This is a genomic window from Hyphomonas sp., assembly GCF_013823385.1.
GTDB lineage: Bacteria > Pseudomonadota > Alphaproteobacteria > Caulobacterales > Hyphomonadaceae > Hyphomonas.
This window is the reverse complement of record NZ_PNMA01000001.1, coordinates 258623-272029: the sequence shown is the minus strand read 5'-3', so window position 1 is coordinate 272029 and position 13407 is coordinate 258623. Positions and strand designations below refer to the sequence as shown.

Sequence of the window (13407 nt, the reverse complement as noted above, 5' to 3'; positions counted from 1 at the left end):
GTCTCCGCCCTGCCCCCTACCCCTTTGGCATGGCAAAAGACATGACTTCCGGCTACGAGCCGCTGACCTCGATCGAGGCGATTACCGCAGGGCTCGCCGAGGTGGGCTATATTTCCACGGCGCAGATTTCCACCGCCGTTTACCTCGCCCATGGCCTGCGCAAGCCGATCCTGATCGAAGGCCCTGCGGGCGTGGGCAAGACAGACCTGGCCGCCTCGCTCGGCCGCTGGCTCGACCTGCCGATCATCCGCCTGCAGTGTTATGAGGGCCTCGATGAAGGCAAGGCGCTGTATGAGTGGAAATATGGCAAGCAGCTCCTCTACACGCAGATCCTGAAAGAGAAGCTGAACGAGCTGATCGGCGAGGCGGACAATCTCTCCAAATCGCTCGGCAAGCTCGCCGACTTTGAAGACCTGTTCTTCTCGCCGCAATTCCTGGAAGCGCGCCCGCTGCTGAACGCCATGCAGCAGGACAAGGGCTCGATCCTGCTGATCGACGAGATCGATAAGTCCGACGAGGCATTCGAGGCGTTCCTGCTGGAAGTGCTGTCGGACTATCAGGTCTCGGTGCCCGAGATTGGCACGATCCGGGCGAAGGTGCCGCCGATCGTGATCCTCACCTCCAACAATGTCCGCGAGCTGGGCGACGCGCTGAAGCGGCGCTGCCTGCACCTGCATATCGGCTTTCCCGATCATGTGCGTGAACAGAGGATTGTTCGCGCGCGTGTGGACGGGATTTCCGATACGCTGCTCAACCAGCTGGTCCGCTTTGTTCAGTCCGTCCGTGAGGCCGATATCAAGAAGCGCCCTTCGATTGCCGAGACGGTGGACTGGGCCCGCACGCTGCTATTGCTCCATTCCAGCAGCCTCGACGAACAGTTCGTGCGCGATACGCTGAATGTGCTGCTCAAGCATGAGAGCGACATTGCGGCGATCTCTCCGCATATCCCCAGGATGGTGCGCGAGGCGATTGGCACGGATTCGGGCGGGCGGACGGCTTCCGGCTATCCGGACCTCGGATAAGGCGGCGCGCGCATGGAGCGCCAGATCTCCAACTTCATCCGGGCACTGAGGTCTGCCGATGTGAAGGTCTCGACCGGCGAAGCATTGGATGCCGCGCGCACCGTGGCGATGATCGGCTATGGCGACCGGGCACTGCTGAAGGATTCGCTCGCCTGCGTGCTGGCAAAATCCGAAGCGGAAAAGGACGTTCACGACAAGCTGTTCGATCTTTATTTTGCGGCCAGCAACCAGCGCAGCAGCGCGCAGAGCGAAGCCGGCGAGCGCGAGGATAGCTCCGAGGACGGCGAAAGCGGCGGGCAAGACGCAGCCGACGCCGCCGAACAGATGATCGCGCTGACTCAGCCCGGAAATGAACAGGCGCTGGCCACCGCCGTGGAGCGGGCGGCCGAGGCCGCCGGCCTCAACGACATCCGCTTTTCAACGCAGACGGCCTATTACGCCCAGCAGATGGTGCGCGCGATGGGCGGCGAGGCGTTGCAGGCGCGGCTCCTGGAGGCGTTGCAGCGTTCGGGCGCAGAGGCGGATGCCGACGCCCAACGCATGATCGATGCCCGCCGGGCCCTGACGATGGCGGCGCGCGAGCGGGCCGAGCGGGCGTTTGAAGTGTTCGGCGCGGGCGAGACCGAGAAATTCCGCGATGAGGTGGCCGCCACCAAGCGCCTGACCGCGCTGGAAGCCCATGACATGGCGCGCATGAAGCTGCTGATCGCGAAGATCGCCAAGCGCCTTGCCGTGAAGCATTCGCGGCGGCGGAAGAAGACCTCGCGCGGCATTCTGGATGTGCGCCGCACGATGCGCGCCAATGCGGGCTATGACGGCGTGCCGTTCAATGTGATCTGGCGGCAGAAGAAAAAGGACCGCCCAAAGATCGTTGCCATTTGCGACGTATCCGGATCAGTCGCGGCCTATGTGCGTTTCCTGCTGTTGCTGCTCTATTCGCTGAAGGAAGTGATCCCCGACCTTCATGCCTACGCCTTCTCCTACCGGCTGGGGGATGTCAGCGGCATCCTGGAAGAGAACGAATTCGATGGCGCGATGAAGAAGATCCTGCGCGAATTTGGCCTCGGCTCGACGAGCTATGGCCAGGCCTGGTCTGACTTCAAGACAGACCACGAAACCGTGATCGACCGCCGCACGACCATTCTGGTCCTGGGCGACGGGCGCTCAAACTATGGCGATCCGCGGCTCGACCTCTTCAGCGGCTTTGCCGGCCGGGCGAAGCAGACGATCTGGCTGAACCCCGAAGGGCCCGGCCTCTGGGGCACGGGCGACAGCGTCATCCCGCGCTATGCGCCCTATTGCAAGCAGATGAGCCATGTGGCGACGCTCAAGGATCTTGAGCGCGCCCTGGACGAAATCCTGACAAGCTATTCGTGAACGGACGGTCTCAGGCGAGGCCCATCTCTTCGCGGTAACGGCGGCGCAGAAGGTCGATCGGCGCCAGGTCGCGCTTGTCGGTTTCATAGTGCCAGTAGGTCCAGCCATTGCAGGCGGGGGCCTGCTGCACCTGCGCGCCAAGGCGGTGGATGGAGCCGGTGATGGCACCGGTGGTCAGCGAGCCGTCAACACGGATGCGGGCCTGGTGGCGGCGCTGGGGCGAGAAGAGACGGTCGCCGGGTTTCAGCCAGCCAGTCTCGATCAGCGCGCCGAAAGGCACGCGGGCGAGCGATTTCTTGCTGCGCTCGGTTTCCAGCACTTCGCCTTCCAGCGGCGTGATCGCCTTTACGCGGGCACGCGACAGGCGCGCATAGCCCTCCTCGCGCTCGATGCCGATGAAATCCCGGCCGAGGCGCTTGGCGGCTGCCGCCGTCGTGCCCGTTCCGGAGAAGGGATCGAGGATCAGATCGCCGGGATGGGAGGTGGCCAGCAGCACGCGGTGAAGAAGGGATTCCGGCTTCTGTGTCGGGTGCGCCTTGCGGCCGGCTTCATCCTTCAGGCGCTCGCCGCCTGTGCAGAGGGGGATGGTCCAGTCAGAGCGCATCTGCTTGTCTTCATTGAAGGTTTTGAGCGCATCATAATTGAAGGTGACGCGGCTGTCCTTGGACTTTCCGGCCCAGATCAGCGTTTCATGCGCGTTCTGGAAGCGGGTGCCCTTGAAGTTCGGCATCGGATTGGATTTCAGCCAGATCACGTCATTCTGGATCCAGAAGCCCTGATCCTGCAGCACCGTCCCGACACGGAAAATATTGTGATAGGAGCCGATCACCCAGATGGCGCCATCATCCTTCAGGACACGGCGGCACTCTTCCAGCCATTGGTGCGTAAACAGATCATAATCATCAAAGCTGGCGAACTTGTCCCATTCGTCATCGACACCGTCGACAATGGACTGGTCCGGGCGTGTGAGCCCGCCGCCGAGCTGGAGGTTATAGGGCGGATCAGCAAAGACGAGATCGACGGACTTGTCCGGAATACGGGACAGGACCTCGATACAATCGCCCTGGATGATCGTGTTACGCTGGATGGTCATGGATCGTTCGCCCCGCGACTCTACTGTGACTGTTACAGGCGACCCTGAATCGCGCCGGTAAAGACGGCGTGAAGGAAACCCTGCCGAAAGGTTACCAGCTGTCTTTTGTGGGTTAATGCCGGGTCTCTTGCCCCGCTGGCATATTCGTCCTTAGGGTCAGCGGTTACAAAAGCGTGTCACCGGCGACGCGCGAGGAGTGGATTTGCGATGATGCTGGCGCTGGAACTGCTGGGCGGGATTGGCCTCTTCCTGCTGGGCATGTCGATGCTGACAGAAGGGCTGAAGCTGGCCGCCGGGGACGGCCTGCGCGCCATCCTGCGGAACTGGACGCGCACACCGGCGCGCGGGCTCATCTCCGGGGCGCTGCTGACGGGCCTCGTCCAGTCATCCAGCGCCGTAACCGTTGCCACCATCGGCTTCGTGAATGCCGGGCTGCTGACGCTTCGCCACGCCGTATGGGTGATTTTCGGCGGCAATATCGGCACCACGATGACGGCCTGGCTGGTGGCACTGGTTGGCCTGAAACTCGACATCGGCGCCTTTGCCCTGCCGATCATCGGCGTCGGGGTTCTGGCGCAGATGCTGGGCACGAAGCGCCCCCGCGTTTCAGGATCTGGCCAGGCGCTCGCCGGGTTTGGCCTTTTCTTCCTCGGCATCAGCATTCTGAAGGGCGCGTTTGATACGCTGCTACCCTGGTTCGAGACGCTGGATCTTTCACGGGCAGGATTTTTTGCGCCCTTCGCGTTTCTCGTCTTCGGGATGGTGCTGGCCGCACTGGCGCAATCCTCAAGCGCCGCCATCGCCATCATCCTGACCGCCACAGCCGGGGGCGGGCTGCCGCTGGAACTGGCCGCCGCCGGCATCATCGGCGCCAATATCGGCACGACCACAACGGCCGTTTTCGCCTCGGCCGGCGCCACGCCGGCAGCCAAGCGCGTGGCCCTCTCCCATATCGTGTTCAACATCTATTCCGGCGTTGCCGCCTTCCTGCTCCTCTACCCCCTGGTCGCGGCCAGCCACTGGCTTGCCGATATCCTTCTGGCGGACAGCAAGGATGAGCCGCTGACGCTGGCGATCTTCAACACCCTGCTGAACGTGCTGGGCGTGCTGCTGATCTGGCCCTTCGCCAACCGTCTGGTTGACTGGCTGCAGCAGCGCTATGTCGCCCCGGAGGAAAGCATCGGGCGCCCGGCGCATCTGGACCCGACGCTGGCGGCGGTGCCTGCACTGGCCCTGCGCGGCCTGGTTCTGGAAATCCAGCGGATGATGACGCTCGCCTTCGCGCGCACCGAAGCCCGCCTGGCGCCTGCAGCGAGAAGACCCTTCAACGAGAATGGCGATGCCGGCATCCTGGCGCTTGGCCAGTCCATCCGGGACTTCATCGCCGACCTCAGCCGCCAGCCCCTGCCTTCCGATGTGGTCAACGCCCTGCCGGACCTGATCCGCTCCATCCATCATGTGGAGGAGACGGTGGCCGAGGCCGCCGCCATTTCACAAGGCCCCCAGCCGCCGGGAAGCCTCATCACCGGCCCGGCCTGGGACCGGCTGCGGGCGGGTATCCTGGCCGCGCTCGAGACAAATTCCGGCGACCCCGACGCCTTCAAGACCGAATTCGATTCAGAAATGGATGAGGTTGATGAGGCGTATGAACAGATCAAGAAAGATCTGCTGGCCAGCGCCGCGGCCGGGCGTATCAATGTCGACGCGATGGAAGCCGCGCTGCTGCGGGCACGGCGGATGCGGCGCGTGGCAGAGGCCGCCCTCAAGGCAGAGCGGCGCCTGTGCACCTGGGCACCGATTGCTTCGGGCCGGGTGGACACCGCGCCGCCTGAGGACGCCTAGAAATCAAGGCTCAGCTGCCTGCCGCCGGGGCCGGGCGGGCGGAAAAGATCGGTCCGCAGGGGCGGCCTTGGCTGGTTGAGCCCCAGCCGGGCCGCCGCGCGGACAAAGCGGTGACGGATCAGCTCCGCCACCGGCCCACGCCCCGAGCCGCGCTCGAACCATTTGGCGTCATAATCCTTGCCGCCGCGCATCTCCCGCAGCGTGTTGATGACGCGCGCGGCGCGGTCTGGCGCATGCTCTGCCAGCCATTCATGGAAGAGATCCTTGATCTCGAAAGGCAGCCTCAGCACGACATAGCCCACGCCCCGCGCGCCATGATCGGCAGCGGCCTGGATCAGGGTTTCGATCTCGTGATCGTTGAGGCCGGGGATGACCGGCGCTGTCATCACAGCGACGGGAATACCCGCTTCGGAGAGGGCCTTCACCGTTTCCAGCCGGCGTTCCGGTGTGGCCGCGCGCGGCTCCATCTTGCGGGCGAGCTTGCGGTCCATCGTGGTGATCGACACGCCCACCCGTGTCAGCCCCTTCTCCGCCATGGGTGCCAGAATATCGATGTCGCGCTGGATCAGGGCTGATTTCGTCAGCAGGCTGACGGGATGGTTGTGTGCCGAGAGAACTTCCAGAAGCTGGCGGGTGAGGCGCTGCTCGCGCTCGATCGGCTGGTAGGCATCGGTATTCATGCCCAGCGCAATCGGGCGGACGACATATCCGGGGCGTGCCAGCTCGCGCACCAGCAGCTCCACCGCATTGGTCTTCCGGAACAGCTTGCTTTCAAAGTCCAGCCCCGCCGAAAGGCCAGACCAGGCATGGGTGGGCCGGGCAAAGCAATAGATGCAGCCATGCTCGCAGCCGCGATAGGGGTTCACCGTCCGGTCAAACGAAATATCCGGCGACTTGTTAAAGGTGATGATCGTGCGGGCGACCTCATCAAACACCTGCGTGTCGAGCCGCTCTGCCCCGTCCTCTATCGTGTCCCAGCCATCGTCAAAGGCGTGGCGCGTTTCCCGTTCATACCGTCCGGTCTGATTCGAGATGGCGCCACGCCCCCTATGCTCGAAACGCTCCGCCACGCCCGTTGTGTCGAGAAGCGTGACCCGTCCTGATTTCTTCAGTTTCTGTCCCGTACGCATGCCCGCCACAAAGCCAGAGAAAAAAGAACAAATCAAGAACTTTTGAAATCACTTCCTGTGGGATTTGTCTTCGGGGATGGACACGCTCCACCCCGGCGTCAGGAAGGGCCTTTGTTTTGCCGGAATAAAAGCCGACACTGAACCTTCAAACAGGGACGCGCTTTTCATGTTCAGCATATTCAGGGTTTTTGTGGCCGGCTGTGCCGCCTTGCTGCTCAGCGGATGTTTCCTTTCAGACAAACCGCTGATCGGCGAAGGGGTCTACATCCATGACGGCCCACTGACCTTCTGTCTGGATGCGGATGAGCCCTGTCACCAGACAACCCTTCAGGAGGATGTTTATCTGATCCTGCCCAACCCTGAAGATGGCGCGGACGAAAAGCCCATTGCCGTGCGCTTTCGCCCCCTGATGAAAGCCGGCGGGGAAACGATCTGGCTCGGCGAGGCCGATCTTTCCGGTGAGGACGATAAACAGGCCTGGGGCTATGTGGTGGCGCGCAAGCTCAAGGATACCGACCTTGGCGTGCGGGAATATGAAGTCGCCGTGCCCGATTGCAGCCAGGCGAGCGCTTCACAGCTCATCCGGTATGGCCTTGAAAAGGATGGTCCCTATGGCTGCCTTGTGACGGATATTGACGCCTTCGCCGAATATCTGCGCACGCGCCATGCCGAAGATTTTGCCAGTAATGCCTGGTGGGCGCAGGCCCGCTAGACCCAGCGGTCCCATCTGTGGGGCACGCCGTGGGTGAGGCAGATGTCGCGCAGCCGGTCGGTGGCCGAAGGATCATTGGCGAGGAATTCGATGGACAGCGCCATCAGCAGCTGCCCCCAGGCTTCCTTCGGCACGATGGTCCAGAATTCGTAATCGCTGTCGCCCCAGAATTCCTCGACGCTCTTGCCCATGTCCTGCGTATCGATGACGAATTCGCCGTTCCGGAGCGAAGCGCGCACGGAGCGGAATTCCTCCCCATCCTGACGAAACAGCTCGATGGATTTTTCCGGGTCGCTCATCAGGCTTTTCCTTTCGCCGCAAACAGGGTGCGCCAATATCCGCCGCCCGAGGGCCGGGGCCGCTTCCAGCCGGAATGTTCCAGATCCGCCGCCGAGGCCCGCGCCTGCGCGTTCAGCTGGAAGAGGCGATCCTTGCCCAGCGCGCGGACAAGGCTGCCGCTGCCGCCCGACACTTGCCCGTAAAGGCGCCGCGAGAGCAACAGCCCCTGCTCCGGCAGAGGCTGGCCCAACTTTTCGGAGTAGCGCGCCGCATCTTTTTCCAGGGCGCGGGCGCGGCGGTCGTCTGAGCGGTAGCGCAGCTCGAAGAAGGCCGCCTTGCCGGGGCGGGTGTCGATATGGTCGCCGGCGCGCTCGGCCCATTCCCGCGACAGGGCGGTGGCCGCCGGCAGGATCAGCAGCCAGTCGCCCCGCGCTTCACTGACCCCGGCCTGAACAGGCTGAACCTTCGCGGCAATCACGCGCGCGCCGGTGGCTTCGGCAATCTTTACCGTTGCGTCGGTTGAGCCCTGATCGGCCACGATCACTTCCCGGATCAGCGCTGCTTCGAGGCCGGGCATCAGGCTTTCCAGGCAAAGCGGCAGGTCTGCCGCCGCGTTCAGAGCCGGAATGATGATGGAGAGCGGCGCAGGCATGGGGGTTCCCGGTGAGAGTTCGCAGAACGCGGAACGTTAAGCCCAGCTGAGGCGTTCATTCGGCAATCTAGTCAAGGAGTCCGCAGATGGCGACAATCTATGAAGAACTGAAGTCTGATCATGACAAACACCGCAAACTGCTGGCGCAGCTGGAGGAAACCAGCGGCGATTCGGAGGAGCGGCGGACGCTTTGGCAGGTATTCTATTATGATGTCGGTGCCCATGCGGCGGCCGAGGAGGTGACTTTCTACAGCGGCCTGATTGCCAAATCCGATGGCCAGCCCGAGGGGCGCCATTCGGTGGCCGAGCATCATGAGCTCGACGAGATCCTCCAGGAACTCAACGACATGGATATGAGTTCCCCCGGCTGGCTGACACGCTTCAAGACGCTCAAGGACCGCTACGAACACCATATCGACGAAGAGGAAGAAGACATCTTCCCCGTCGCCAAGGACGTGATCGGCCCTGACAAGAACGGTGAGATCGGGGCAGAATTCGCGCAGAAGAAGAAGCAGGAGCGCAAGCTGGTCGACAAGAAGGCCGAAGAAGCGCTGGAGGACTAGGCTTCCAGCTCCCCAAGCCGCTTTTCGATCAGCAGCAGGTCGCGCCAGGCGCGGCTCTTGTCCTGCGGGCGGCGCAGCAGATAGGCCGGGTGGAGCATCGGTATCAGCGGCACGGTGTATTCGCCGGGCGTGCGGTAGGTGTATTCATTGCCCCGCAGCTTCATGATCCCGTCCCGGCTGTTCAGCAGAGAGACCGAAGGAACACCACCTGCGGCAACGATCAGCTTCGGGCGATTAATTTCGATCATCCGGTCGACAAAGGGCCGGCAGACGGCCAGTTCGTCGAGTTCCGGGTTCCGGTTGCCCGGCGGGCGCCAGTAATTGACGTTGGAAATCAGCGCATTTTCCGTGCGGTGGCGGCCAATGGCGCCCAGCATCTTGTCCAGCAGCTGGCCTGCCTTGCCGACGAATGGCTTGCCCTGACGGTCCTCTTCGGCGCCCGGCCCCTCGCCGATCACCATCAGGCTGGCGCCGGGAATGCCATCATACACCACGGTATTCTCGCAGCTAGCCTTGAGCGGGCTGCCGCCAAAATCGGCGAGGACACGGGCCAGATCGCCCATCGTGGCGCACTCGCCCGCGACCCGTTCAGCCTCGCGAATCCAGTCCGTAACGCTGCGGGCGCCGCGGCGGCGAACCACCGGGACTTCGGCTTGCTGAGCAGCCGCAGGGGTTTCCGCAACGGCAGGCGCCGCAGCCAGCAAAGCCTCCACCAGAGGCTCGTCAACAGACACGCCCATTGCGCCCCACCATTCGGTGAGTGCAGTAATTGGCGCTCTTGACGCAGGGGATGACATTGCGGACAGGCTGGACCTTCGGGAAACAGGCTGTAAGTGCTACCCGGGATACAGACATAAAGCGCAAAGCGCAAACAAGGAGCAGCTTATGGCGGAGACCCCTGAGCGCGAGTCGATGGAGTTCGACCTGGTTATCGTTGGTGGCGGCCCCGCAGGCCTGTCCGCTGCGATCCGGTTCAAACAGCTCGCAAATGAAGCCGGTGAAGACCTTTCGGTCGTTGTCATCGAAAAAGGCGGCGAAATCGGCGCGCATATCCTGTCCGGTGTGGTTATGGACCCCGTCGGCCTCGATCAGCTGATTCCCGACTGGCGGACGCGCGATGACCGGCCGCTGAAAACCGAAGTGACGGATGACAAGTTCATCTTCCTCGGCCCCAGCGGCGCGGCTGATATCTCCTGGCTGCCGATGCCGCCCTTCATGAAGAACCATGGCAACTTTACCGGCTCGCTGGCCAACGTCACCCGCTGGCTCGGCGCGGAAGCGGAAAAGCTCGGCGTGGAAGTGTTCCCCGGCTTTGCCGCCTCGGAACTGGTCTATGACGACAAGGGCGCGGTCAAAGGCATCGTCGCCGGTGTCATGGGTATCGGCGCCGATGGCCAGCCCAAGGACGACTACCAGCCCGGCATGGAACTGCTCGGCAAATACGTGCTCTTCGCCGAAGGCGCGCGTGGCTCGCTGACCAAACAGCTGATCAAGAAGTTCAACCTCGATGAAGGCCGCGACCCGCAGAAATACGGCATCGGCCTCAAAGAGGTCTGGTCGGTTCCGGAAGAGAATTTCAAGGAAGGCTATGTCCAGCATACGATGGGCTGGCCGCTCGACAACAAGACCGGCGGTGGCAGCTTCCTCTACCACTTCCGCGACAATGGCGAGCCCTTCATCACCGTCGGCTTCGTGGTCCACCTGAACTACGCCAACCCCTACATCTCGCCCTATGACGAGTTCCAGCGCTTCAAGCACCATGACTCGGTCGCCCCCTTCCTGAAGGGCGGCAAGCGGGTGGCCTATGGCGCCCGCGCAATCACTGAGGGCGGTTTCCAGTCCGTGCCCAAGCTCGCCTTCCCGGGCGGCGCGCTGATCGGGTGCGGCGCAGGCTTCGTCAACGTGCCCCGCATCAAGGGCAGCCACAACGCCATCCTCACCGGCATGATGGGCGCAGAAGCGGCCATCGAGGCCATCCGTGCGGGCCGTGCGGGCGATACGCTAGAGGGCTATGAAGAAGCCTATCAGGGCTCCTCGGTCTATAAGGAGCTGAAAACCGTCCGGAACATGAAACCGCTCTGGTCGAAACTCGGCACCGCGCTCGGCATTCCGATTGGCGGCATGGACATGTGGGTCACCAGCCTGCTCGGCGGCTTCTCCTTCTTCGGCACGCTCAGCCATGGCAAGACCGATGCGGCGGCGCTGAAACCGGCCAAGGACTTCAAGCCGATCGACTATCCCCGCCCGGACGGCGTGCTGAGCTTCGACAAGCTGACCAACGTGTCCTTCACCAACACCTATCACGAGGAAGACCAACCGGTTCACCTGAAGGTGGCGGACCTCGCCCTGCAGAAATCGTCCGAATACGACGTGTATGCGGGCCCCTCGGCGCGCTACTGCCCGGCCGGGGTTTACGAATGGGTGAAGGAAGATGGCGGCGCGATGCGCTTCCAGATCAACTCGCAGAACTGCATCCACTGCAAGACCTGCGACATCAAGGATCCCAACCAGAACATCAACTGGACGGTTCCGGAAGGCGGCGGCGGTCCCGCCTATTCCAACACCTGATCTGAGAAATTCCGCTGCGCCGCCCTCATTCAGGGCGGCGCAGTCACCTTACCGTCATTAGAGTTGCGCCCGCCTTGCTCTTGCCCCAAGGGACTGCTTGACTGAGCGTTCCCATTCAGGAGTGAGCGAATCCCCATGCTCGACACCTCCCGCGTCCCGGCTGGTATTCTTGCCGTTCTGCTGGCCTTGTCCCCGGCCGCCTGCGCCAACATCCCGCATCTGGCGCCGCCGCAGCAGGATGGGGCCGCAGCCGTTACCCCCAGCGCGCCCACCCGGCTTTCCGCCGCTGCGCAGGCGACCGCCGTGAGAGACGCAACCGGCACACCCGCAACCTATGCGAGCGCCGAAGACGCCATCGGCGCGGGCGACACCGCTGGCCTGCTGATCTTGCTGGCGGCCCTGCCCCAGGATGAGCGGGACGCTGATAATTTCGCCAATGCCTATCTCGCGCTGGACCGCGCCGCAGATGGCGACTTTGCCGGCGCCCGCAGCTATCTCGGCCTTACAGGTGACCCGGAAATCGAGGCGGATCTGCCGGGCTTTTATCTCTGGCTCGATGCCTGGCTAATGGCTCTGGAAGGCAGGGGCGACGCCGCCATCGAGCGCCACCGCGATGTGGCCGGCAGCATGCCCGGCATCACGGCAGACCTGTCGCTGGCCGCCCTGCTGGAAGCCGCCGGCCGCACGGACGAAGCCCTCGCCGTCTATGAAGCGCTGACGCCTTCCCGGATTGAGGCCCCCGAACACGAGTTCGACCCGCGCAGCCTCGTGTTCCAGCATGTCAGCACGGTGGTCGTGCGCCATGCGCTGCTGTTGCAGCGGCTGGGCCGTATCGACGAGGCCAAGGCCGTCTACGAACAGCTTGCCGCCGCCGAGCCTGAACGGGCCACCAGCTACGCCGCCGCCATCGAAAGCCTCGAAACCGGCAAGAACCTCGACAACAAGCCCCTCACCTTCATCACCGGCTTTTCGCAATCCCTGTCGGATGTCGCCACCGCGCTGCAGCAGCAGCGCTATATCACCGCCGCGCTCTCCGGCCGCGATCTGGGCGGGCTCGACACGGAACGGGCCAGCTTCGATCTTGTCACCCTGGTGATTGATCCCTCCAATGAAGCGGTGCGCAGCGGCGTGGTCGATGCCCTCTACGAGCAGGCCCTGTATGAAGGCGCCGCGCATGTCGCCCTGGCCGCGCCGGAAACCACGCCTGCCCTGCAGATATCTGCCGCTCAGGCGCTGATCATGTCGGACCATGAAGCAGAAGCCCGCGCCGCCATTTCCAGGGCGCTGAGCCTTTCCAGCGACGATCAGAAGCTGCAGACCCTTTATGGCGCGCTGCAGCTCAGCGCCCTGCTGAACGACCGCGAGAAAGCCATGAAGCTGCTGCCGGAGCTGATGCAGCTGGCCGGCAATCCGGCCGAACAGGCCGCCGCCAATGCGCTGGCGAGCTCCCTCTACAATCATTTCGGGGAAATCCGGCAGGCCGTGAGCCATGCCGAAGAGGCCCGCCGGCTGGACGATACGCATGAGCGCCGGATGACGCTGGCAGACCTGCTCGGCCGCGAAGGCCGGGTAAATGACGCGCTCGTGATCCTGCGCAGCGAGCGGCTGGCGCGTCCGAATGATCCTTACACGTTGAATTCCCTCGGCTATTTCCTCGTCACGCGGACTGATCGTGTCGATGAGGGCTATAAGGTCCTGGCCCGCGCCATGCTGCTGGCCGAGAGCGATCCCTATATCGCCGATTCCTTCGGCTGGGCGCTTTACCAGTATGGCGATCTCGACCGGGCGCAGCGCCTGATCGAAGGCTCGCGGCAAGATTTGCTGCCCCACCGGCACTGGGAAATCGAGGACCATCTGGGCGACATCTACTGGCATCAGGGCAAAGAGGACGAGGCGCGCACGGCCTGGCAGACCGCGCTCGACAATCATCCGCCCCAGATGGAGCGCAACGCCATCGCCCAAAAGCTGGCCGAGGGCCTCACCACGCCGGCCCCGCAGAAGAAGCCGTTGCCGGAAATCCGGATCGATGACGGCGAGATCAACCGCCGCGACATCTGACAGCGGCCCCTTTTGCCCGCCACCGGCGCGCCTTAGTATAGCCGGAAATGCGTGCGACCTCGCTCGCACGTAGAGTAGACTGTGGCCGCAGGTCCACGATTCGCCGCAAGG

The 13407-nt window shown here is 63.4% G+C and carries 12 protein-coding genes; 7 read left to right on the top strand and 5 right to left on the bottom strand.

Annotated features, from left to right (window positions below; translation table 11 throughout):
- The first annotated feature begins 41 nt into the window (after positions 1–41).
- Together C0456_RS01335 and C0456_RS01330 are read left to right on the top strand one after the other, a co-directional pair.
- Complete coding sequence (locus C0456_RS01335) at positions 42–1022, top strand: AAA family ATPase (RefSeq protein ID WP_367179188.1); 981 nt, start codon at positions 42–44, stop codon at positions 1020–1022.
- A 12-nt stretch (positions 1023–1034) separates the two neighbouring features.
- A complete protein-coding gene (locus C0456_RS01330) occupies positions 1035–2399 on the top strand; it encodes a VWA domain-containing protein (RefSeq protein ID WP_291047560.1) in 1365 nt (454 codons plus the stop codon).
- A gap of 10 nt (positions 2400–2409) precedes the next feature.
- Here the strand turns inward: C0456_RS01330 and C0456_RS01325 are convergent, their stop codons facing one another.
- Complete coding sequence (locus C0456_RS01325) at positions 2410–3492, bottom strand: site-specific DNA-methyltransferase (RefSeq protein ID WP_291047558.1); 1083 nt, start codon at positions 3490–3492, stop codon at positions 2410–2412.
- Positions 3493–3699: 207 nt separating this feature from the next.
- On the opposite strand from C0456_RS01325, the gene C0456_RS01320 reads away from it, so the two are divergent.
- Positions 3700–5334: a Na/Pi symporter gene (locus tag C0456_RS01320; protein WP_291047556.1), complete on the top strand. Its 1635-nt coding sequence runs from the start codon at positions 3700–3702 to the stop codon at positions 5332–5334.
- Here the strand turns inward: C0456_RS01320 and C0456_RS01315 are convergent.
- Positions 5331–6464: a PA0069 family radical SAM protein gene (locus tag C0456_RS01315; RefSeq protein WP_291047554.1), complete on the bottom strand. Its 1134-nt coding sequence runs from the start codon at positions 6462–6464 to the stop codon at positions 5331–5333. The two genes, C0456_RS01320 and C0456_RS01315, sit on opposite strands and share 4 nt — an antisense overlap.
- 166 nt (positions 6465–6630) lie before the next feature.
- Between C0456_RS01315 and C0456_RS01310 the strand changes: the two genes are divergently transcribed.
- The gene (locus C0456_RS01310) at positions 6631–7176 is read left to right on the top strand and encodes a hypothetical protein (protein WP_291047552.1); all 546 of its coding nucleotides are present in this window, start codon (positions 6631–6633) and stop codon (positions 7174–7176) included.
- Here C0456_RS01310 and C0456_RS01305 read toward each other — a convergent pair.
- Positions 7173–7475, bottom strand: coding sequence for a hypothetical protein (locus C0456_RS01305; RefSeq protein WP_291047551.1), 303 nt, complete (start codon positions 7473–7475; stop codon positions 7173–7175). The genes C0456_RS01310 and C0456_RS01305 overlap by 4 nt on opposite strands.
- Positions 7475–8107, bottom strand: a complete 633-nt coding sequence (locus C0456_RS01300) for a glycosyltransferase (protein WP_291047550.1) — start codon at positions 8105–8107, stop codon at positions 7475–7477. The genes C0456_RS01305 and C0456_RS01300 overlap by 1 nt, the downstream gene beginning before the upstream one ends.
- Positions 8108–8193: 86 nt before the next feature.
- Here C0456_RS01300 and C0456_RS01295 point away from each other — a divergent pair, with 86 nt between their 5' ends.
- The gene (locus tag C0456_RS01295) at positions 8194–8670 is read left to right on the top strand and encodes a hemerythrin domain-containing protein (RefSeq protein WP_291047549.1); all 477 of its coding nucleotides are present in this window, start codon (positions 8194–8196) and stop codon (positions 8668–8670) included.
- Here C0456_RS01295 and C0456_RS01290 read toward each other — a convergent pair.
- Complete coding sequence (locus tag C0456_RS01290; protein WP_291047548.1) at positions 8667–9410, bottom strand: uracil-DNA glycosylase; 744 nt, start codon at positions 9408–9410, stop codon at positions 8667–8669. The genes C0456_RS01295 and C0456_RS01290 overlap by 4 nt on opposite strands.
- Positions 9411–9555: 145 nt before the next feature.
- On the opposite strand from C0456_RS01290, the gene C0456_RS01285 reads away from it, so the two are divergent.
- The gene (locus tag C0456_RS01285) at positions 9556–11238 is read left to right on the top strand and encodes an electron transfer flavoprotein-ubiquinone oxidoreductase (protein WP_291047546.1); all 1683 of its coding nucleotides are present in this window, start codon (positions 9556–9558) and stop codon (positions 11236–11238) included.
- Positions 11239–11373: 135 nt separating this feature from the next.
- Positions 11374–13296 (top strand): tetratricopeptide repeat protein, encoded by a 1923-nt coding sequence (locus C0456_RS01280; RefSeq protein ID WP_291047545.1) that lies wholly within the window; start codon positions 11374–11376, stop codon positions 13294–13296.
- Positions 13297–13407 lie beyond the last annotated feature (111 nt).